14 protein-coding genes are annotated in these 20,156 nt (G+C 57.5%); 5 read left to right on the top strand and 9 right to left on the bottom strand.

What is annotated here, in order from left to right; translation table 11 throughout:
- Window positions 1-156 precede the first annotated feature (156 nt).
- Both JJB09_RS26100 and JJB09_RS26095 read right to left on the bottom strand, forming a co-directional pair.
- Window positions 157-1,059 carry a hypothetical protein gene (locus JJB09_RS26100; protein WP_201664028.1) on the bottom strand — a complete coding sequence of 301 codons (903 nt, stop codon included), beginning with the start codon at window positions 1,057-1,059 and terminating at the stop codon, window positions 157-159.
- 363 nt (window positions 1,060-1,422) lie between these two features.
- The gene (locus JJB09_RS26095) at window positions 1,423-1,737 is read right to left on the bottom strand and encodes a hypothetical protein (RefSeq protein WP_201664027.1); all 315 of its coding nucleotides are present in this window, start codon (window positions 1,735-1,737) and stop codon (window positions 1,423-1,425) included.
- Window positions 1,738-1,929: 192 nt separating this feature from the next.
- Between JJB09_RS26095 and katE the strand changes: the two genes are divergently transcribed.
- Window positions 1,930-4,059: a catalase gene (katE, locus tag JJB09_RS26090; RefSeq protein WP_201664026.1), complete on the top strand. Its 2,130-nt coding sequence runs from the start codon at window positions 1,930-1,932 to the stop codon at window positions 4,057-4,059.
- A 904-nt stretch (window positions 4,060-4,963) separates the two neighbouring features.
- Here the strand turns inward: katE and JJB09_RS26085 are convergent.
- The 5 genes from JJB09_RS26085 to JJB09_RS26065 form a co-directional block, all read right to left on the bottom strand.
- Complete coding sequence (locus tag JJB09_RS26085; protein WP_201664025.1) at window positions 4,964-5,560, bottom strand: hypothetical protein; 597 nt, start codon at window positions 5,558-5,560, stop codon at window positions 4,964-4,966.
- A 27-nt stretch (window positions 5,561-5,587) separates the two neighbouring features.
- Complete coding sequence (locus JJB09_RS26080) at window positions 5,588-5,896, bottom strand: PepSY domain-containing protein (protein WP_201664024.1); 309 nt, start codon at window positions 5,894-5,896, stop codon at window positions 5,588-5,590.
- Between the two features lie 84 nt (window positions 5,897-5,980).
- Window positions 5,981-6,394 (bottom strand): hypothetical protein, encoded by a 414-nt coding sequence (locus JJB09_RS26075; protein ID WP_201664023.1) that lies wholly within the window; start codon window positions 6,392-6,394, stop codon window positions 5,981-5,983.
- Window positions 6,372-6,800: a low affinity iron permease family protein gene (locus JJB09_RS26070; RefSeq protein ID WP_201664022.1), complete on the bottom strand. Its 429-nt coding sequence runs from the start codon at window positions 6,798-6,800 to the stop codon at window positions 6,372-6,374. Before JJB09_RS26070 ends, JJB09_RS26075 begins: the two co-directional genes overlap by 23 nt.
- Before the next feature lie 52 nt (window positions 6,801-6,852).
- The gene (locus tag JJB09_RS26065) at window positions 6,853-7,353 is read right to left on the bottom strand and encodes a YciE/YciF ferroxidase family protein (protein ID WP_201664021.1); all 501 of its coding nucleotides are present in this window, start codon (window positions 7,351-7,353) and stop codon (window positions 6,853-6,855) included.
- A gap of 226 nt (window positions 7,354-7,579) precedes the next feature.
- Between JJB09_RS26065 and JJB09_RS27215 the strand changes: the two genes are divergently transcribed.
- The 3 genes from JJB09_RS27215 to JJB09_RS26050 all read left to right on the top strand — a co-directional run bounded on the left by JJB09_RS27215 (window position 7,580) and on the right by JJB09_RS26050 (window position 9,605).
- Window positions 7,580-7,855 (top strand): DUF982 domain-containing protein, encoded by a 276-nt coding sequence (locus JJB09_RS27215; RefSeq protein WP_425523772.1) that lies wholly within the window; start codon window positions 7,580-7,582, stop codon window positions 7,853-7,855.
- A 137-nt stretch (window positions 7,856-7,992) separates the two neighbouring features.
- On the top strand, window positions 7,993-8,736 hold the full coding sequence (locus JJB09_RS26055) for a FadR/GntR family transcriptional regulator (RefSeq protein ID WP_201664019.1): 744 nt from the start codon (window positions 7,993-7,995) through the stop codon (window positions 8,734-8,736).
- A gap of 44 nt (window positions 8,737-8,780) precedes the next feature.
- Complete coding sequence (locus JJB09_RS26050) at window positions 8,781-9,605, top strand: inositol monophosphatase family protein (protein WP_201664018.1); 825 nt, start codon at window positions 8,781-8,783, stop codon at window positions 9,603-9,605.
- 9 nt (window positions 9,606-9,614) lie between these two features.
- Here JJB09_RS26050 and JJB09_RS26045 read toward each other — a convergent pair whose 3' ends face one another.
- On the bottom strand, window positions 9,615-10,394 hold the full coding sequence (locus JJB09_RS26045) for an SDR family NAD(P)-dependent oxidoreductase (RefSeq protein WP_201664017.1): 780 nt from the start codon (window positions 10,392-10,394) through the stop codon (window positions 9,615-9,617).
- A gap of 458 nt (window positions 10,395-10,852) precedes the next feature.
- On the opposite strand from JJB09_RS26045, the gene JJB09_RS26040 reads away from it, so the two are divergent.
- On the top strand, window positions 10,853-12,868 hold the full coding sequence (locus tag JJB09_RS26040) for a calcium-binding protein (RefSeq protein WP_201664016.1): 2,016 nt from the start codon (window positions 10,853-10,855) through the stop codon (window positions 12,866-12,868).
- Window positions 12,869-13,305: 437 nt separating this feature from the next.
- Here JJB09_RS26040 and JJB09_RS27010 read toward each other — a convergent pair whose 3' ends face one another.
- Window positions 13,306-19,548, bottom strand: coding sequence for a putative Ig domain-containing protein (locus JJB09_RS27010; protein WP_201664015.1), 6,243 nt, complete (start codon window positions 19,546-19,548; stop codon window positions 13,306-13,308).
- Between the last annotated feature and the right edge of the window lie 608 nt (window positions 19,549-20,156).

Raw genomic sequence — 20,156 nt, 5'->3', positions numbered from 1 at the left:
GGGGCCTGCTAGGCCGCGAGGGAGCAAAGCGTCGGAGTACAATGTCGCGGGCCGCCGCTTGCTCCATCTGCGCAAACGCATTTGCGCCAGTCGCAGATGTGTGGGGGGAGCGGCAGCCTTTCAAAAACGGGCGAGAAAGCTAGTGTGTGAATACCGTCAAGACTTCAACATCAATGCATCATAAGCGTCGCGACGCATTCCGCCGAGAGCTGCCGATGCTGACGCTATGAGTGCACCAATGAATAGTGATAGGGCGCCAAGTAAAGCAGATGTTGCAGACGCCTTACGAGCTTTCTCAGCCGCCTTTGCAGCTGCCTTGCGTGCATCATCAATCTGCGTCATTACTGCATCAACCCTGGCCTTGGCATCTGCTTCTGACAAACCGGTACGCGCTGCAACCAGGCGATTCAAGTAGTCGCGGTCATCTGCTGTCATGTCGCCTTTCGCTGCGCTACTCACCAAAATGTTTGTGATTTCTGCTGCCGCCGCTTCATTGGTGCCAACGTTTGCGACTGGCGTTGTTGGGTTAGCCGGTCTTAGGAAGGCATTGCTGAAATAGGTAGTGGCCACGTCAGTTGCCGTATCGGTTGCTGCAGCGGATGCAGCAGCACCGGCGACTGCCGTGGTCGCTTGTGTGCCGGCGCTAACGATTGATGAGACCGTTGATCCCAGTAACGCTGCCATTAACAATGTTGCTGCTGCCCAGGCCATAAACCCGTGGGCGGTGTCGCGGAAATAGATTTCATCCGAATGAACGCCCACCCATTTGGTCCTCAACCGTCCTGCAATGTATCCGCCGGCTCCTGCTGAGATCCACTGGACGAACACCAGCCATGCAAAGCCGAAGATGCTGACAGTGGTGAGAGAGGCACTTTCGGAAGGCCAAGGCGACACCAAGGTAAGACCAAGCCCCGCACCCACCAGTAACAACATAAGTGTCAACGCGGCAGCCGCGAATGCGCCTGCGAGGATCGCGCCCCAGCTTACAGCGGATGCCGATGATTCCACGGAGCCTTCGACCAGTGTTGAATTCTCTAAAACCTCGGTTGTGGAAATCATCTCGGCCTCCTATCGAAACAAAAGAAGCAAGATGATTATAATGGGAATCGGAATCCCAAGAAGCCAGAGCAAAATACCGCGACCCATTTCACACCTCCTGCCAGTTAGTGCCGGCGTTAGTTTCTGGTGCAGGTGGAATGTATGAGAGAATATTTTGTTCCTGCAAAAGCTACTGCACCAATGGGTGTCAAAGTAATGAGGCCCCAATAGTAAGTTGGAAGTCGCCTGGATGAGGGATAGAAATTGCTCGATGGATACCAGGCAGGGCGATTACCTGCATCCTGGAACTGCTAGAGCCGTTCTACCGCGAGCCTTCGTCGCATATCTACGCAAACGTGATGCCAATTTCAAATAGAGCTCCTCTTATTCTCTCGTCCTACTACGCCCCCACAAGAAGCCGACGATGGCAGCAGTCGTAATCGACAAAATAATGTTCCGCTTGAACATATCCTCAATCTCCGTCGCGGCCTGTCGGACTTGACTGGTGGCGAAACGGGCTGAACCCACCGCAATCAGGTTCAGCGATTCATTCAGTTGATCGATTTCGGCCCTCAGCGCATGAAGCTGATCAATCGAAGTCGGAGAAAGAACAGTTTGGTTGGAGGTTGAATCGGTCTGTTTCGGGGCCGTATTTTCTTCCCTGTTTTCTTCGCCATTGCTGCTCAACTTGTCGACCATGTTCAATCTCCTTCACGAACTATCAAGAAGGCTCCAGGCTGCTCACAGCGGATGCCCTGTACCCCAACCGGATGGAGCCCCGATGGTTCCGGCAGCGGGCACGAAATATTGGCCAGACAGAAAACTAAAAAGTCAGGGAAGGAACTTTGCGCGCCCTCACATGTTGGTGAAAGTCACCTCCGGGAGCAAATCATGGCTAGAAAACCTGCAAAGTTCACCAACGCCACCATTCACGATCAAAAGCTCTCATGCGGCCACGGTGGTGAGCTTCACCAAACAGCCGAAGATGGCGATACCGTGTTGACCACAGCCCAAGGGGGGCCAGTCTCCGACGACCAGAACTCTTTGCGCGTCGGACCTCGCGGCCCACTTGTTGTGGACGACTTCCATTTTCGGGAGAAGATTTTCCACTTCGACCATGAGCGCATTCCGGAGCGAGTCGTTCACGCGCGCGGCTACGGCGCCCATGGTTTCTTTGAGACTTATGAATCGTTAGCGGCCTATACAAAGGCCGACCTCTTTCAGAGGGCGAGAGAGAGGACTCCCGCCTTCGTGCGGTTCTCAACTGTCGCCGGGAACAGGGGTTCATCCGACCTCGCCCGGGACGTACGCGGCTTTGCCGTCAAGCTTTATACTCAGGAAGGCAACTGGGACATCGTCGGCAACAACATCCCTGTCTTTTTTATTCAAGACGCCATCAAATTCCCCGACATGGTCCACGCCGTAAAGCAAGAACCGGATCGCGGTTTCCCACAGGCGCAGAGCGCCCATGACAATTTCTGGGACTTCATCAGTCTCACCCCCGAAAGTATGCATATGATCATGTGGGTGATGTCAGATCGCGCCATTCCCCGCTCGTTTCGCTTCATGGAAGGCTTTGGTGTCCACACGTTCCGTATGATTAATGCAAAGGGTGAATCCACTTTCGTTAAATTCCACTGGAAACCGAAGCTCGGCCTGCAATCCGTCGTCTGGAACGAGGCGGTGAAAATCAATGGTGCCGATCCCGACTATCACCGCCGCGATCTCTGGAACGCGATCAAATCCGGCAATTTCCCGGAATGGGAACTCTGCCTTCAGCTGTTCAACCAGGAATTCGCCGACAATTTCGACTTTGACGTCTTGGATCCCACGAAGATCATTCCGGAAGAAGTGCTTCCCCCGAAACCTGTGGGGAGGCTAGTTCTCGACAGGATGCCAGACAACTTTTTTGCGGAGACCGAGCAGGTCGCATTTATGACGCAAAACGTACCGCCGGGTATCGACTTCTCAAACGATCCACTCCTGCAAGGTCGTAATTTTTCCTATCTTGACACTCAGCTAAAGCGGCTGGGCAGCACGAACTTCACGCATCTTCCCATAAACGCGCCTAAGTGTCCGTTCCATCATTTCCAGCAGGACGGCCATATGGCCATGCGCAACCCGGTTGGCCGTGTGAATTACCAGCCGAACTCGTGGGGCGAAGGTCCTCGCGAATCTCCAGTGAAGGGATTCACGCATTTCCCCGCGGAAGAGCAGGGCCAGAAGGCACGCCTGCGGTCGGAAAGCTTTGCCGACCACTACAGCCAGGCGCGCCAGTTCTACATTAGCCAAACACCGCCGGAACAACGACACATTGCAGCGGCACTGACATTTGAACTTAGTAAAGTTGAGACGTCCGTCATCCGAGAGCGGCTTGTGTCGCATTTGATGAATATCGACAAATCTTTGGCCACCGCAGTGGCGCAAAACCTCGGCCTCCGATCCATGCCGGGGCCTGCTAGCGCGGCGTTGCCGACACGCCAGGACCTCGATCCGTCGCCCTCTCTCAGCATTGTCGAGCGTGGTCCCAAGCGCTTTGAAGGTCGAAAGCTTGGTATTCTAATCACAGACGGGGTCGACAGCAATCTCCTCAAAGGCCTCAAGGACGCCATAGTCGCTGAGAAAGGCGATGTCGAATTGATCGCGCCAACCGTCGGGGGCGTGACAGCGTCTGACGGCGAGTTTGTCGCGGCAAATCACATGATTGGTGGCGGTCCGTCCGTTCTGTTCGACGCGATTGCGATACTTCCCTCGATGGAGGCAGCTGAGCATCTAGCAAACGACGCCGCCGCCCGCGATTTTGTTTCCGACGCGTTCCAGCATTGCAAGTTCATCGGTTACACACAAGCTGCTCTTCCATTGCTACAGGCGGTAGGGATCGGTGAACGGATCGACGAAGGCGTCATTCAGTTGGCGGGCGAGCATGGCCTTTCGGCTTTCGTCTCGCAACTTGGCAGACTTAGGTTATGGGAGCGCGAGCTATCGTTAAAAGGCGAAAAAGCTTCCATTCCGACAAAATAGTTTGATAGCGTGACCGAGGTTTCGTTTTGCGAGGAACGTTCTCTTACGATCGTGCTGCTGCTTGCAACAGCAGTTACGGTCGGCATGGCCATCTGTGGCCTTGCAAAGAATGGGCCTGCGCGAGTATCTAATGAGCGCCCCATTGCCCTCCGCTCTTTTTGAAAGCTGGGAAAGTGAATTCCTGTAAGTGTCCGCTTATGTTGTGCTGACAGCTTGCCTGTTCCTTGCCGGGACGGCGGGATCCGAAAGATCAATCTCCGGGCCTGGAAGCAAACAACGTTCCGGGGCCGATTCGGGCCGAGGGCATTGCTGCAGCACTATTCTTATCCGCTTGGCATAGTGCTTTTCACGATGTCCATACTCAGGCTAATTCAATTCTGCACGTGAAGTACAGTGCAGAAGCACACAACATCGTGGCGCATTGCATGGAAGGCCCACGAGTGCTTGAATCGCACATCTCGCGAGCAGGCTGGTGCATGTCTCAAGGCCTGCCATTTGTTGTGGCTTGGACGCCTTCCTTCGGGACACCGTGCTCGGGGCCTACGTCCTTGACCTCTTGCGGCGTTGGGGTGGGGATAACCCCATGTTCCGCGGCCGCACCAACCTGGCTTTTCGAGCCATCGGCAGCGGTTAGTACTTCAGAGTGATTTCTATCGTGCCTACTGTTTTTTAGCCTAGTCGCCTCATATATGAGAGCGACCAGCTCTTCTTCTGAGAGCTGGGACAGATCAATCGTGCTGGCCATGTTGGTCTCCTTAAGTTTGGCGCATGTCTCGGCCCGTTTTTTCACTTCGAGAGCGGACCGGAACACATATTGGCCGGGCCGGCTCAGTGCGCAATTCTTACCGACGCGGACCCTATCGGAGCCCGTCGCGTTCGCCGTGCTCCGGTGTTGCGTTGCGTGTTAGAGCCGGGAAAGTCGCTCCCGTTCACGGCGGATCTGGTCGGCGGTGAGGGCATCAAGCGACGGGTTAAATTCCTGCCAACCTTCCGCTTCATAAGAACGACGGCGCTCGTCGGTGTCCACCCAGTTTGAATCCCGCAGGATGGCCTGAGCTTCGGGGAAACGATCATCCACTACTCGGGCAGTCACCAAGGTGCCGCCGCGTCTCATCCCTTCCGCATACAAATGAGCATCTCGCTCAGGAACCCCAGCCGACGTCATGGCTCCAATTATGCCGCCCGTCGCGCCGCCGACTACTGCGCCAGCTGCAGCCCCGGCGGCCGTTGCTGCAAGCCAACCAGCGGCTACAACCGGTCCAATGCCGGGTATCGCAAGTAGGCCAAGACCAGCCAGCAATCCACCGGCGCCGCCGGCTACGGCTCCTAATCCGGCTCCGGTTCCGGCGCCTTCCGCCGCATTCGAGTCCGCATCAAAGGTTCCGTCGGCGTTGTTTGCAAGTACGCTGATATTATCCTTGGGGATGCCAATGCCTTCGAGTTTGGAGGCCGCACGTCGCGCGTCGTCATAGTAGTCAAAAAGTCCAGTGACAGTTTTCATGGTGATAACTCCTAGATGTGTATTTCGTTAGTCGGAAACGATGTTTCCTTGATAATCGAGACCTACCTTTACGGATTGCCCGCCTTTCATCGCCGTGCCGCGCCAGACGCCCTTGCCGTCAAGCACTAGGGTGCTCACTTCGGCGTAACCAGCATCGGTGATGCGCTTCTTGGCCTGATCTTCGGTGAAACTGTTTTCGCCGGCGATAGGGGCAGTGGGGTTGGTGGAATCGGGCGTAGCGATTGCGGGTGTTTCGCCGCTTTCATTGGCTGACTGGGCGGCAGCAGGGAGCGTTGCCACCGCGAACAGAGCGGTAGCCAAAATAAGCATTTTCATTTCTTTATCCTCTGATTGTGACCTGAGGGGCCTCTGAAGGTTAAACGTCAGCCGCGGCGGTCTGTTCCGTCGAAGGTGGATTAGCTACTTCTTGGACATGTCATCGTCTTTTCTGATGCCAGTCTCATACATACCTTCGCGTGTGGGGGCGGTATTTGCCGGCGACGGTCCGGTTGACGGGAGATTTGCGGGATCCGGCCCGAGTTCTGGATTACCCTCTTGTAACGTCGGCTTGTCGAATTCGGTTGGCCCAAATCCAGGCTGATCTCGGGTAATGTGAAATGTCTCAGGCGCCACGTCATCGGGAAGCTTGGGAACGTTCGCGTGTGCTGCATCGGTCAGCGACTCTTTGGTTCGATCTGGATGTTGAGTGTCCTTCGTTTGAATCCGTTCGTAGCCACCATGAGGATCATTTGCAGTGCCACCACTTCTGCGGGCAGGTGAATCTGCGTCGGACCCTTGGTTCTGAATTTCGTCACGTGAAAGATTGTTCATCATCTTGCTCTTTCGTTCCGTTTCTAAGGACGACGTTCCCGATCGATTTCTCATCGTCCCGGTCATCACACTGGTTTTCGAGGTGGTCCTTAAGTCGACTGATTTCCTTTTCATCGAGTTTTTCAATGCCGATGAATTTGTTTTCGGCGCTACCGGATAGGATGAGTTCATCAAGCTTTGCCTGAAGTGCGCGCCCGTCGCGATTCTGAGAGTTCTGGAGGATAAAGATCATCAGGAAGGTGACGATCGTGGTGCTGGTATTGATCACCAGTTGCCAGGTTTCCCCGTAGTCAAACAGGGGCCCGGAGAGGCCCCAGACACAGACTGCGAAAGCCGCGGCAACGAAAGTAGCGGGGTGCCCGATCAAGCCTGAAACAGCAGTTGCAAAGCGGGTGAAAAGTGGGCCCATGTTGAAGCTCCTAAGGAGAGGCGTGATTTACGCCTCTCCGTGTTTGTCAGGACTAGGCTGCGGCACGCATTGCTGCTGCATTCACAGATTTGTTTGCAAGTCCGGAGAGTGCTTCGTCGGTCTTTGTTTCCTCTAGCAATGTCGCATTAAGCAATGCTGCAACATCCTTTTTGCCCAGTTGGACCGCCCATGCCTTTAAAGTGCCGTAACGTGCGATTTCATAGTGCTCAACAGCCTGGGCAGCGGCTAGCAAGCCAGCATCCAGCGCCTGCGACCCCTTGAAATCTTCAAGTATCTCGGCTCCTTCTTCGAGGATGCCGTCGATTGCTGGGCAGGTCTTGCCGCGCGCAGGCTTGTTCAAAATCTCAAAGATCTGATCAAGTCGTTCAACCTGTGCTTCGGTCTCCATCTTATGCTTTTCGAAAGCAGCCTGGAGTGTGGGGTCGTGCGATGCACGCGCCATCTTCGGCAGGGTTCTGAGGATCTTTTTCTCGGCGTAGTAGATGTCTTTGACGCCGTCGAGAAACATGTCGTCCAGGGTCTTCGTCTGCATAACATTCGTCCTTTATGTGGAATTACGCACCATTGCGATGTAATCAGCAACGCGTTGCGGCATGAATGGTTCAATCGCCAGCCAGATTTAGAAATAGTGGAACACTTGGCTCGTGGGGTGGTTACAGTCCCAGGAGGCCGCTCTATGGAATGCCATCAACATCTAGGTGGGACGGTGTGGGAATTGCCGCTGGAAGCGCTTTTTCGACAGGCAATACAGCTCTGCAATGGGGGAATCCGATGTAGCGCCCGCTCGAATCGCGATGGCAATCCCCGTGATTGCGGAACTGCCCTCCGGAGCGGCGCGGATCTTCAGTAGCGCCAGTGACGCATGCGACTTTTTGGAGCGAGATTGGCCCGATAATCCTTCAGAACATCACGAGCGGGCAATATTGTTATGCAGATCTGCGTCTCTTACCCTGGTTTCGTCTGAGGCCGCGCGCGAGGCATTTGTAGCGGCGTGCCTGGCAGCTTCTATTAACGTAAGGGGCGCGGATATGTGACGACACCCCCCCGCAGCTCATGCCCTCTCAAGGGCCTACCAAGCGACGGCGCGTCTCGAAGGTCATCCAATTGACAAGCCTTAGTCATTCATCATATTAATACTAAGAAATAGCTCCAGAGGCGAGTGGCAAACGGCATGCTTTTACAAAACCCACGTGCAAAAGGCTCCGCAGGAATCAGCCTACACGCCAAGCTGCTGGACCAGCTGGGACAAGCCATTGTCAGGGGAGAGCTCGCGCCCGGAGATCCACTGCCGAATGCGGATGACTGGAGTGCCGCTCATGGCGTCAGCCGCACAGTCTTGCGTGAAGTCATCAAGGTTCTCGCAGGCAAGGGCATGGTCGAGTCACGCCCCAAGATCGGCACGCGCATTCGCGACCGCAGCGACTGGAATTTCCTCGATCCGGATGTCCTGGCGTGGCGCTACGGCACCACCACCCATGCGGGCGACGCGCGTTCGCTGTTCGAGCTGAGGCGTGCGATCGAGCCGATGGCAGGTAGCCTTGCAGCGGAACGCGCCAACAAAGCCGAGATCGCCAAGCTGGAACAGCTTTACGAAAAAATGGAGCTCTATGTCGACGACAACGATCGTTTTGCGGAAGCGGATCTCGCCTTTCATCAAGCGATTTTGCGCATGACTGGTAACGAACTCTTCGGATCGTTGGCCGCACTGACCGAGACGGCCATGTTGATAAGTTTCAGATTGTCCGACGACAATCCCTATGGCCAGCGCCCCTCCCTGCCGCTGCATCGACGCGTCTGCGACTGCATTGCGCGCCGTGACCCTGATGGCACGAGAAACGCCCTGATCGAGTTGCTGGATCTGGCGGAAGCAGATGTCCATCGCTCCCTCGCCGCCCGAAGCAAACCTCGCGAATAGACCGATTTCATCCTATTTTGCGAGCACAGGTTCGGGAGTTGCCAATGACACAGGACGAAATCGCCTCAAGATACGATCTTGCTCAAAAACTGGCTCGCGGCGCAGGCGAGATTGCAGGCGTTTTCTTTCGCAAGCCGACAGCGTTGAATGTGCAGGAGAAGGGGCTTCATGATCTGGTCACGGAGGCCGACCTCGGGATCGATCGCTATCTGACCGACGAGCTTAGACGCGCTTTTCCCTGCGATAGCATTGTCACCGAAGAGTCGGGCGGCGAGTGGACGGATAGCGTCTGGGTGATCGATCCGCTGGACGGCACACAGAATTTCGCCCGTGGAATAGGCCATTTTGCCGTCTCGATCGCCTTTCACCATGCGGGCAGGACGGAAGTCGGTGTCGTCTACAATCCGGTTTCCGGTGAGATGTTTGCGGCACGCCGCGGTTTCGGTGCCTATTGCAACGATGAACCCATCGCCGTGCGCCAGACCGCCCTGCCGCGCGAGGCGGTCATCGATGCAGGCTATTCCACCCAGTGGCCGGTCGGCGATTACCTCGCCCTGCTGTCGCGGCTGACCGGCGCCTCCTACGGTTTCCTCCAGAACGGCTCGGCGGCGATGGGGCTTGCGCATGTCGCCAGCGGCCGCATCGATGGATACTGCGAACTTTTCCTCAACAGTTGGGACGTGCTGGCCGGCGTGCTGCTTGTGCAGGAGGCGGGAGGATGGACAAGCGATTTTACCGCCGATGACGGCTTGCTTCGCGGCAACGCCATTCTGGCCTGCGCACCTTTGCTGCGTGGATCGTTGCAGGCCGTGACGGAGATTGGCCGGACGGACCAGCCGGAAACGATTGCAGCGGCCGGGTCTCCCTGAGCGAACCGTTCAAACCCAACCCCCGTCGACAATGAATTGCTGGCTCGTGCACATGCGGCTGTCATCGGCGGCAAGAAACAGGGCCATGCGGGCAATGTCGGACGGTTGCAGGCGTTGCCGCAAGCACTGCCGGTCTTCGATCTGGCGCTCGCTGGCGGGCGTCAGCCAGAGCCGCATCTGCCGTTCGGTCATCACCCAGCCGGGAACCAGGCAATTGACGCGGATATCGTGCGGGCCGAACTCTCTGGCGAGGGCTCGGGTCATGCCGTAGATGGCCGCTTTGGCGGTGACATAGGCAGGGCAATCGGCGTCACCGACCATCCAAGTGATCGAGCCGAAATTGATAATGGAGCCGCCACCCGCGGTCTTCATGTATGGAAGCACGGCCTGGGCGGCAAAGAACTGGTGGCGCAGGTTCACGGCTATGCGGTCATCCCAGTAGCTCACGTCGACATTCTCAGTTTTATGGCGATCGTCGTTGCCGGCATTGTTGCACAGGACTTCGACCGGACCGTTTAACCGGCAGGCGTCCGAGATCGCAGATGCCAGCGCGGCCACATCGCGCACATCGCAGGAAATAAACAGCGGCGGCGCAGCACCCGCTGATCTGACCGCCTCGACAAGCGCCCGCGAGGTCTCCTCAGCGACATCGACAAAAGCAACCCGGCTGCCTTGCAAGGCGAAATGGCGGACGAGGCTTTCGCCAATTCCACTGCCGCCTCCCGTGACGAAGATGCTCCGCTCGGCGAGGCTGGGATAGGTGGCGTAATTACGGGGATCTGTATTCATTTCCGTGGTCCTTGTTGCGATGCCGTCCGGTTCTTACCCGCGGTGTTTGACAGTTATTCTGTCGCTTGCAGCCATATCGACCGGTGCCGGAACGTGCGCAGCACTCCCAAGCCACAGCAGGCACATCCATATAGTATGAATAATATGAATATTGTCATTCCACTGTCATTCTCGCGTGGTTTATCGCCCGTGTATTCAAGACGTGGAATGGAACCGGATGTCAAAGGCGGGCTACAGGCGAGCAACGAGCGACGCACGGCTGCTGGACGTGGCTATCGCCAACACCGGCAAGATCCATGGCGTCTGCGGCGGCGCGCCGGCAGCCGCTCGGCCAACGCCGGTCTCCGGGAAATACCCACCTGGAAGAGATCCCCTTTTACGCCGGACGTTTCGCCACCTGGCCCGACACGGCCGATATTCATACCCCCCTTTATCTTCTCTTCAGTAAGGAGCGTTACATGACCACCTCTCCCGCCCCAACCGTTTCCAACGCATCGGCCTGGCATTTGGACAGCGTCGAGGACTTTCGGTATGTCGATGAAAACCTGTCCGGCCTGCGTCGTACCCAGGGCATCGTCTGGAACCCCGATGCCGGTGAATGGATCACCGCCTGGCAATTCGGCCTTGCCCGCGAGACCGAGGATTTCAAGTTCCTGCAGACCACCGGGACTGCCGATCTGAGCAAGATGGAAATCACCACGGGCATTCCGAAGGCCTTGGCCGACATGGGCTTCGACCATGTCGGCGACATCGATTACTACAATGGCAAGCTGTACATCTCGCTCGACAGCGAAGCAGGCGACTATCAGAACGGCCATGTCGCCGTCCTCAATGCCAGCGACCTCAGCTATACCGGAGAGCTCTACGAACTGGTTGGCGCGCCCTCCAACCCGCATGACGACGTTGCTAGCTGGGTTGCCGTCGATGGCGCAAACGGCCTCGGCTACGGCAAGGAATGGCAGAACGGCACGACCATCAACGTCTACAATCTCGAGGATTGGAGTTTCAAGGGCACGCTGGAGATGGACCAGAGCCTGAAGAACATCCAGGGCGCCAAGGTGTTTGAAGGAAAGCTCTATTTCAGCGCTCATGACAACACAAAGGGCGTCTATACCGTCGATCTCCAGACCGGCCATGTCGAGAATCTATTCGACATCCCGCAGGCTCCCAATTCCTTCAACGAGACCGAGGGCATTGCAGTGCGCGCCCTGCCCAACGGCGGCATCGAGATTTTCGTCGAGATGATCCATGCGCCCAGGGGCGACAACTATGCCGACGACTACACCCGCATGTACCATTATGTCATCGGCAAGGAGACGCCCGGCGAAGTGTCGCTGGCGCATACTTGGTTCGTCACCGCTGAAGATGACAACACCAATCCCGACGACATGTCCCTCACGCTGCGCGAAGCGATCGCCAAGGCGAATGCCGGTGACACAATCACCTTCGATGCCTCGCTGAAGGGCAAGACGATCACGCTTGGCGACGTCGAACTCGCCCTGTCGAAGGACATCACTATAGAAGGCGACCTCGACGGCGATGGCAAGGGCGATATCAAAATTGCAGGCGGTGGCACGTCACCGGTATTTCATGTCACCGGCGGCAAGGCCATCCTGAATGGGCTCGTGGTGACAAACAGCGAAGCAGGCGACGGCAGTCTTATTGCCGATGATGGCGCAACGCTGGTGTTCACCAACGGCGCGACGACGGACCTGCAGACGGAGGGCGATGACGTCCTGACCGGAACGAAGAGCATTGACGTCATCCACGGCGGTGCCGGCGGCGACATCATCCTCGGCCTGCGCGGCAATGACATCCTCTTTGGCGATGCCGGCAACGACACGCTCCTCGGCGGCGCCGGCGACGATACCATGGTCGGCGGACAGGGTGACGATACTTATTTTGTCGCCGATTCCGGCGACGTCGTGATCGAACTGAAGAATCGTGGGACCGATACGGTCAAGGCTTCACTCAGCTATACGCTGGGCGACAATGTCGAAAACCTGACACTGACGGGAACAGGCGATCTCAACGGCACAGGCAATAATCTTGCCAATATGCTGACAGGCAACGCGGGCGCCAATACACTCGCCGGACTCGCCGGCAACGACATACTCCGGGGCGGAACCGGCGCAGATTCGCTGTGGGGCGGTGCGGGCGCTGACCGGTTCGTCTTCGCATTTGGCGACACATCTGCGTCTAAAACCAAGGCCGATACGATCTACGATCTGCAGGCCAGCAAGGGTGACCTGATCGATCTCCATCTGATCGACGCCAATGAGGGCAAGGGCGGCAACCAGGCATTCAGCTTCATCGGCACCGACAAGTTCTCCGGCCATGCGGGAGAGTTGCGCTATGAAAAGGCCGCCAGCGACACCTACATCTATGGCGACACCGATGGCGACGGCAAGGCGGATTTCGCCATCCACCTTGATGGTGCCATGACCCTCAAGGCCGATTACTTCCTGCTTTAAGCGCAAGGGTCGCGGCATGGTCAGCGAGACTGTGAACGTCTCGATGCCGGGGGCCATCCGCTGCCATGTAGCAATACGCAGTTGACGTATGATTGCCTTCACCCATTCGGCTTCGTCGGATGGGTGTTTTGCCAACGACTGTATTTACAACCCTTCTACCGGCCGGGGCGCCATCAAGGGCCTCTTGCAGCGCGGACCGTATTACGTTCGCGATGTACTCGCCAACACGATTATGAAGCAGATGGGTTCATTCAAACAGGCAAGCTACGGTGGCGCTTGTAGCTGACGGCAGAACTTTTCATCTCACCGTCTCTGTGCCCTATTAACTGAGGCATCGTTTACGTGACAACACCCCGTTCGACTATACCTTTCCGTCAGCCAGTGTCTTTTCGCCTTGATTGTGTCAAACGCCACTTTCTTGTCTTTAGCGAAGGCCTTCAGAACAGGACGTTGCCGGCATCGAGATCCTCTAGCCTAACATTCATCAGGACGATGCGATCGCCAAACAGCCCGTCGATGATCACATGTGCGTCGACCTGCTCTGCATGATTTTTCATCAGGTCCTTGATGCCGGTGATCGATTTCAGGCCGGAAAGATCAAGGAAATCGTGCGCAGACCCTGATGCCTTGAAGTCGGTTATCGTGTCGTCACCGTCGCCGGTGCGGAAGACGAAGGTATCGCTGCCTGCACCTCCGCTCAGAGTGTCGTCGCCGCGGCCACCGATGAGGCGGTCTGCGCCCGAGCCGCCCTTGATGACGTCGTTGCCGGCGCCACCATCCACTATGTCCAGGCCGCGCCCGGCCAGAAGTGTGTCGTTGCCACCTTTGCCCCTGATGACGTCGGCGCGGGCGCTGCCAAGAACAATGTCGTCGGTCTTTTCGCCGACGAAAGATGCCTTCTCGGCGCTGACGCCGAAGTTTACGCTATAGACGGGAGCGCTTTCTGCACCCGCATCGTCAGCCACGGTGAATGAGAACGATCCGACGGATTTGCCGACTGCGTCTTTGTCTGGTGTCCAGCTAAGTTTTGCCATGTCGGCCTCATCGATGAATTCACCCGATCTGACCCGGGCACCATTCAGCATGAGCCGGCCGCTGCCTTCGATGCTGGCGATGCGGATTCCGGCGAACCCGTCGGTATCGATATCCTGAAAGCCGAAGGTGGTTCCCCTGAAAGAGTAAGCCGCTCCCTGATTGACGATGATGCTGAGGTTGGCAGCGGTCGGCGCATCGTTGACCGCAGCGAAATTCAGGCTCTGGGTGGCCGCCATGCTGCCGCCGTTACCATCGGTGACCTGATAGTTGAGCGTCACCATGCCATTGGCATTGGCGGCGGGCGTGATCGTGAAGGTGCCGTCGCCATTGTCGACAACCGAGGCTCCACCGGAAGCCGTGAGATTTCGGACCGACAGCGTATCGCCTTCCTCGTCGTGGAACCCTGCCAGCAAGTCTGCCGCGGCGAGGCTGTAGCTCGCATCCTCCAGGCCGTCCGCAAGCACTGCGGTCGGGCTGCCGGCGGGCGCGTCGTTGACGTTGGCAATCGTCAGATTGAAGGTGTCGGACACGGAGAGGTTCGATCCGTCCCTGGCGGTAACTGTCACGGAAATGGTGCCGACGTCGCCGTTAGCCGGTGTGCCGGAGAAGGTGCGCGTCGCCGCATTGAACGTCAGCCAGCCGGGTAGGCTGCCGCCACCCGTAAGCGCTACGGTATAGGTCAGCGCATCGCCCGCATCGATATCCCTGAAGGCATCCGCCGGAATGGTGAAGGTAAAGAGCGCGTCCTCGTTGGTCGACCGGTCGGCGATGGCCTTGTCAACCACAGGGGCGTCGTTGACCGCAATGAAATTCAGGCTCTGGGTGGCTGCCGTGCTGCCGCCATTGCCGTCGATGACCTGGTAGCTGAGCGTCACCGTGCCATTGGCATTTGCGCCGGGTGTAATCGTATATGTGCCGTCGCCATTGTCCGTAACCGTGGCGCCGCCGGAGGCTGCGAGGCCCCGGATTGAGAGCGTATCGCCTTCCTCGTCGTGGTATCCGGCCAGCAGGTCGGAAGCGGCGAGGTTGTAGCTTATATCCTCTAGACCGCCCACAAGAACCGCTGTGGGGTTGCCGGCGGGTGCGTCGTTGACGTTGGCAATCGTCAGAGTAAAAGTTTCAGTGGCGAACCCGCCATTGCCGTCGCTCGCTACCACCGAGACGGTGAAGGTGCCGACGTCACCATCAAGTGGGGTTCCGGAAAAGGTTCCTGTGGCCGGATCGAAACTCAGCCAGCCGGGCAAAGTGCCGCCGCCAACAAGCGTTGCCGTATAGCTCAGTGTGTCGCCCACATCGATGTCCTTGAAGGCATCAGACGGAATGGTGAAGCTGAAGGGCGCGTCCTCATTAATCGTCCGGTCGGCAATGCCCTTATCGACTCCGGGCGCGTCGTTGACGTTGGCGATGACGATGTCGAAGGTCTCGAGCACGGTTCCGCCATTGCCGTCAGAAGCCGTGACCGAGACGGTGAGGGTGCCGACGTCGGCATTCACGGGCGTGCCGGAAAAGGTACGGGTGGTCGGATCGAAGCTGAGCCAAGCGGGCAATGTGCCGCCGCTTCCAAGCGTTGCTGAATAGGTCAGGGTGTCGCCGAGATCGACATCGGCGAATGTGTTGGTGGCGAACTGGAAGTTGAACGCGGCGTCCTGCGTGGCCGCCTGGTTTGGTATGGTGTGGGCGATGACTGGGGCATCGTTGACGTTGGCAATCGTCAGTGTGAACGTGTCAAACTTTGCGAAGGCGTTGTCTTCCGCGATGACCTTTAGTTCAAGGCTTCCATTGAAGTTGAGTGGCGGTGTGCCCGAAAAAGTGCGGGTCGTGACATTGAAACTCAACCACGACGGCAAGGGACTTCCGTCGCCCAGCGTGGCCGAGTAGATCAGCGTGTCGCCATCCTGATCAGAGAAGGTGTTGGAGGGAATCTGATAAGAGAGTGGCTGATCTTCAGCCGAGGTGAAATCCACAATCGGATTTGCAAGCGCCGGCATGTGGAAGATAGAGCTTGAATTAAGCCGCAGGTTCCCTTCCGCCATCGTGCTCTTGTCGACATTCTGCAACACCAGCACCGTTTGCCACTGGGCTCCATCAGACGCTCCGGTCGTGTCGATCTGCAGCAGGGTGTCGGTGCCGCTTTGGGCAAGCCTGAGGTAACCGGCCGACGGGCTGAAGGCATTGTTCGTGTAGTAGTAAGATAGTCCGCCAACGTCGATGCGGTCCCCTCCGGCGCCCGTGGCGAAATCGGTGACCGTGACCACACGGGAACTCGACGCGTACCAGTAATTGTAGTTCCAGCCGATCGTATCGGTACCGCTGCCGAGCGTGATAACCGCGGAGTCGCTGTAGCCAGTCAAGTAGACGGTGTCATTGCCCGCTCCGCCCAGCACGGTATGGGTGCCGCCGCCGTATCCTACGTCCAAGAATACATCGTCTCCGCCGCCGCCATCCATGTAGTCGGTGCCATCAGAAATGCTGTTGTAAAATACATCATTTCCAGCTCCGCCATAAAGGCTGTTCGTGCCGCCATCGCCCCACAGTCGATCGTTACCGTCGCCGCCGTACAAGACGTCGTTGCCCGCGCCACCGTACAGCGCGTCATCGCCATCGTCGCCATACAGCGTGTCGTTTCCCCGATCTCCGTACAAGGTGTCCGTTCCCTGGTCGCCGTGGATCACATCCCTGCCACTGCCACCTCTGATGGTGTCGTTGCCTTCAAGGCCGTGTATTTCGTCATTGCCCACGCCGCCGGTAAGCGTGTCGCTGGCGGATGTGCCGGTAATCGTCTGGCCGGCCGGTTGCGAACCATCGATCGAATAGGGGCCAATGTTTTCGATGGTGAGCTGTGCTGCGCTCACATTTTCCAGTCGCAACACCGTTTGCCAGGATGGATAGGCAGAGCCATTCGGATTTATCTGTATAAGCGTGTCGGCATTGCTTTGAACCACGCGGAAGCAACCGACCGAGCCGAGGAACGGATTCTGGTCGCCGTCCCATCCCGCGTTGCTCAACGCGAGAAAAAGGCCCGACAAATCGATGCGGTCGCCGCCAGCGCCGACCTCGAAATCGGTGACGGTTACCGTGTCTGGATAATAGTAGGAGGAAGCCTCCCAGCTTATCGTATCCACCCCTTCGCCGAGCGTGAGGACTGCGGTGGCATAATACCACGAGAGCTGGAAGACATCATTTCCGCGGCCGCCAACGGCCGTGTCCTTGCCGGAAAAGCCATAGTATCCAATCTGCTGGAAGAGGTCGTCGCCGTCCTCGCCGAAAAAGGTATCGGCGCCATACCCACCGACAAGTGTGTCGTTTCCTGCGCCACCATAGAGTGTGTTGTTGCCATCACCGCTGTAAAGTGTGTCGTTTCCTGCGCCGCCATAGAGCCTGTCATTGCCAGAGCCGCCGTAAAGAGTGTCGTTTCCGTTGCCGCCGTAAAGAATGTCGTCGCCGTCCTCGCCCGACAGTAAGTCGTTGCCGTCGTCGCCATACAGGATGTCGCCGCCGATGCCGCCGGACAGCCAGTCGTCGCCTGCGAGACCATGAATGACGTCCGGGCTTTCTGTGCCAGTATAGTCGTCCCCGAACGCGGTGCCTGTATGCGTTGCAGCAAATTCTCCCATTCTGGCATCTAGCTGGAATGCGTCCGAAACCTGGTTTCCATTGCCGCTGACAGTCACCACGATGGACAATGTTGCCATGTCGCCCTGTGTCGGCGTGCCGGAAAACGTGCCGGTGGCGGGATCAATATGCAGCCAGCCGGGCAGTGGATCTCCGTTTTTGAGGGTCGCCGAATAGGATCTGTCGTCGCCGAGGCCGTATCCATCGAACAGACCGGCCGGAACGACGAAAGAATACGGCCTGTCCTTGTAGGCCATCTGGTCCGGTACGATCGGGCCGCCGTCTTCGTCACCGATCGCGAGATCGAATGTTTCGACAATTCTGTGTGTGGTGCCGGTCGCGACGATCCGGATGGCAAGTGTTCCGATGTCGCCATGCCCCGGCGTGCCGGTCAGGGTCAAAGCTGCTGCATCGAAGGTAAGCCACTGGGGAAGAGGCGATCCATCGGGAAGCGTTGCGGTGAAAACGGGCGTTTCACTCGGAAACGCACTGGTGAACGACGACGAGGGGATGGCCAGGGAATAGGTATGGGCCTCATTCGCGGTCTGGTCAGCCACGGCATCGATCGGCAGAGTTTGAAGCACGTCGAATGTGATGGTGTTTGCCGTCACATCCCGGTTCTGACCGCCCGCCCGCGTACCGCCGTCATCCACGACGAAAAAGGTGAGGGTGTCGAGCGCACTGCCCTTGGTGTCGGCGGCTGGGTGCCAGACAAGCTCTCCCGCAAGCAATTCCCCTCTCGTGATCACATCCCCGGCCTGCACCTCAATTCCGTTGAGGGTCAAAGTCCCGGTATGGGGGAGCGTGTCGATAGCGATGTTCCTGAGGCTGTTGCCATCGGCATCGGTGATCCGGAAGTCACTGAGCTGGAACACATAGGTGCCGTTCATTTCGACCGTGCAGGTCGCGTCCATTCCGTCAGGCGCCTGGTTGCCTTCAAGCGAGAAGCTTCGCTGAAAGATGTCGCCGTTGCCATTGGAAGGGGCTTCCCACATCACGGTCCAGCCGCCGTTTTGCAGCGCCACCGCGTAAGGGGAGGTCGTCGACTGGCCATTGGTGGTGGCCACAAGTGTCTCAACCCCGACGGGCTTTCCGTCCGCGTTGAAGACCTGTTGATAGACGCCCCATTTGTTCTCGGCTCCGATCCCCTCCCAGACCACGACCCAACCGCCTTCGGTCAGCGCAGTGATCTCGGGCCGGTGCTGGGTGTTGGACGTGACGGTGTTGACCAGCGTTTCGCCCTCCGGCGTGGAGCTGCCGTCAGCATTGTAGTGGCGCTGATAGATCTCGGCGGACTGCAGGCCCGAACTCTGCCAGGTCACAACCCAACTGCCATCGGTCTGTACCGCGATCGAGGGATAGCACTGATCGTCCCAGGTCCTCTCGTTGACGAGCTGCGGTGAACCCTTGGCAACACCTTCCGCGTCGAAACGTTGCTGGAAGATGCCGGCTCCGCTGTTATCCGCTGCCGTAGAATGCCAGACGACAACCCAGCCGCCGTCCGGCAGCGCCGCAATCTTGGTGTTCGTGCCAACGCCCAATGAGCTCGTTTTCTCTAGTGTTCCGTCCGCCCCGTAGACACTTTGGTTCACGGTTGTGCCCGCATGCGAGACAATGACCCAACCGCCATCGGCGAGGGCGGTGATGCTCGGCTCGGCACCAGCGTAGTTGATACGCGTTTCCACCCCGTCCGGTTGACCCTGGTCGTTGAAGCGTTGCATGAAAACGCTCCAGCCCGAAGTGCCCTGATTGTACGACATCCATGTCGCCATCCATCCGCCATCGGGAAGGGCTGCAAGGGAGACTTCGGCCTGGTCGTAATAGGCCTGGGTGTTGATCCGGATTTCGCCGCCGAGTTTTGTGCCATTCTCGCTGTATCGCTGGAAATAGACGCCATAGTCGCTGCCGTCCTGATAAAACGACTGCCATGCCGTGATCCAACCGCCGCCAGGGAGCGAGATTCCGTTAACCGCGCGCTGGTTTCCTGCGGTGGTGGAATTCACGACTTCAGTGCTGCCAGCGACGATATTCATGTCTATTCGATCCTTTTCGGATGCAACAGGGATGTAATATTAGATTGTCATTGAATTAATATTTGGATTTACGCAAACGTATCAACAATACTGATAACAAATCCTTTCTCACGCATAGCCGGCGCTTTGCGCGGTCGACGCCGATGGTTGTGGGATTCATGGCTTGTGGATCCTCTCCATGGATTTCAATCCACTGTGCCACAGCCTCTACGGTCAAGAAGCAGGCGCATCCACACCATCGCCTGCGGCTGTGCCGGGCCGATTAACTCGCGACTGGTTCGGCGAAAACTGCTTCAAGCATTGAAGCCTATCTGCGCTCCAGCAAGTTCGACGGTTCGATTCCGTTCAAGACCGTCCCGGCTACAAGTCGAATGCGGAAATAATTTCCGCATTTCTGCACACGACATAGCTGCATCCGGCTGAGTAAAGCCAAGATCGCTACCCCAGCTATGCTCATATTCAGCGCCCCGATCGGGATGAAACGTCGATCAAATCGCGGCCAAACATTAAAATCATCCCGATCGGTTCTTCTCCTTGACGCAACATTGGCGAGATGTCATTTTCGTCCCGAAAGGGATGATAATGCATGTACTGACCGACAGCAAAAG

Origin of the sequence: Phytoamicus setariae, assembly GCF_016722925.1 — a bacterium.
Lineage (GTDB): Bacteria > Pseudomonadota > Alphaproteobacteria > Rhizobiales > Rhizobiaceae > Rhizobium_E > Rhizobium_E setariae.
Note: the sequence above shows the minus strand (reverse complement) of the source record. Positions and strands in the feature narration are given on the sequence as shown.

Bases quoted from the DNA above. Each gene is read 5' to 3' on its own strand.
- JJB09_RS26100 (WP_201664028.1), bottom strand. From the start codon at position 1,059: ATGATTTCCACAACCGAGGTTTTAGAGAATTCAACACTGGTCGAAGGC.
- JJB09_RS26095 (WP_201664027.1), bottom strand. From the start codon at position 1,737: ATGGTCGACAAGTTGAGCAGCAATGGCGAAGAAAACAGGGAAGAAAAT.
- katE (WP_201664026.1), top strand. From the start codon at position 1,930: ATGGCTAGAAAACCTGCAAAGTTCACCAACGCCACCATTCACGATCAA.
- JJB09_RS26085 (WP_201664025.1), bottom strand. From the start codon at position 5,560: ATGAAAACTGTCACTGGACTTTTTGACTACTATGACGACGCGCGACGT.
- JJB09_RS26080 (WP_201664024.1), bottom strand. From the start codon at position 5,896: ATGAAAATGCTTATTTTGGCTACCGCTCTGTTCGCGGTGGCAACGCTC.
- JJB09_RS26075 (WP_201664023.1), bottom strand. From the start codon at position 6,394: ATGATGAACAATCTTTCACGTGACGAAATTCAGAACCAAGGGTCCGAC.
- JJB09_RS26070 (WP_201664022.1), bottom strand. From the start codon at position 6,800: ATGGGCCCACTTTTCACCCGCTTTGCAACTGCTGTTTCAGGCTTGATC.
- JJB09_RS26065 (WP_201664021.1), bottom strand. From the start codon at position 7,353: ATGCAGACGAAGACCCTGGACGACATGTTTCTCGACGGCGTCAAAGAC.
- JJB09_RS27215 (WP_425523772.1), top strand. From the start codon at position 7,580: ATGGGGGAATCCGATGTAGCGCCCGCTCGAATCGCGATGGCAATCCCC.
- JJB09_RS26055 (WP_201664019.1), top strand. From the start codon at position 7,993: ATGCTTTTACAAAACCCACGTGCAAAAGGCTCCGCAGGAATCAGCCTA.
- JJB09_RS26050 (WP_201664018.1), top strand. From the start codon at position 8,781: ATGACACAGGACGAAATCGCCTCAAGATACGATCTTGCTCAAAAACTG.
- JJB09_RS26045 (WP_201664017.1), bottom strand. From the start codon at position 10,394: ATGAATACAGATCCCCGTAATTACGCCACCTATCCCAGCCTCGCCGAG.
- JJB09_RS26040 (WP_201664016.1), top strand. From the start codon at position 10,853: ATGACCACCTCTCCCGCCCCAACCGTTTCCAACGCATCGGCCTGGCAT.
- JJB09_RS27010 (WP_201664015.1), bottom strand. From the start codon at position 19,548: ATGAATATCGTCGCTGGCAGCACTGAAGTCGTGAATTCCACCACCGCA.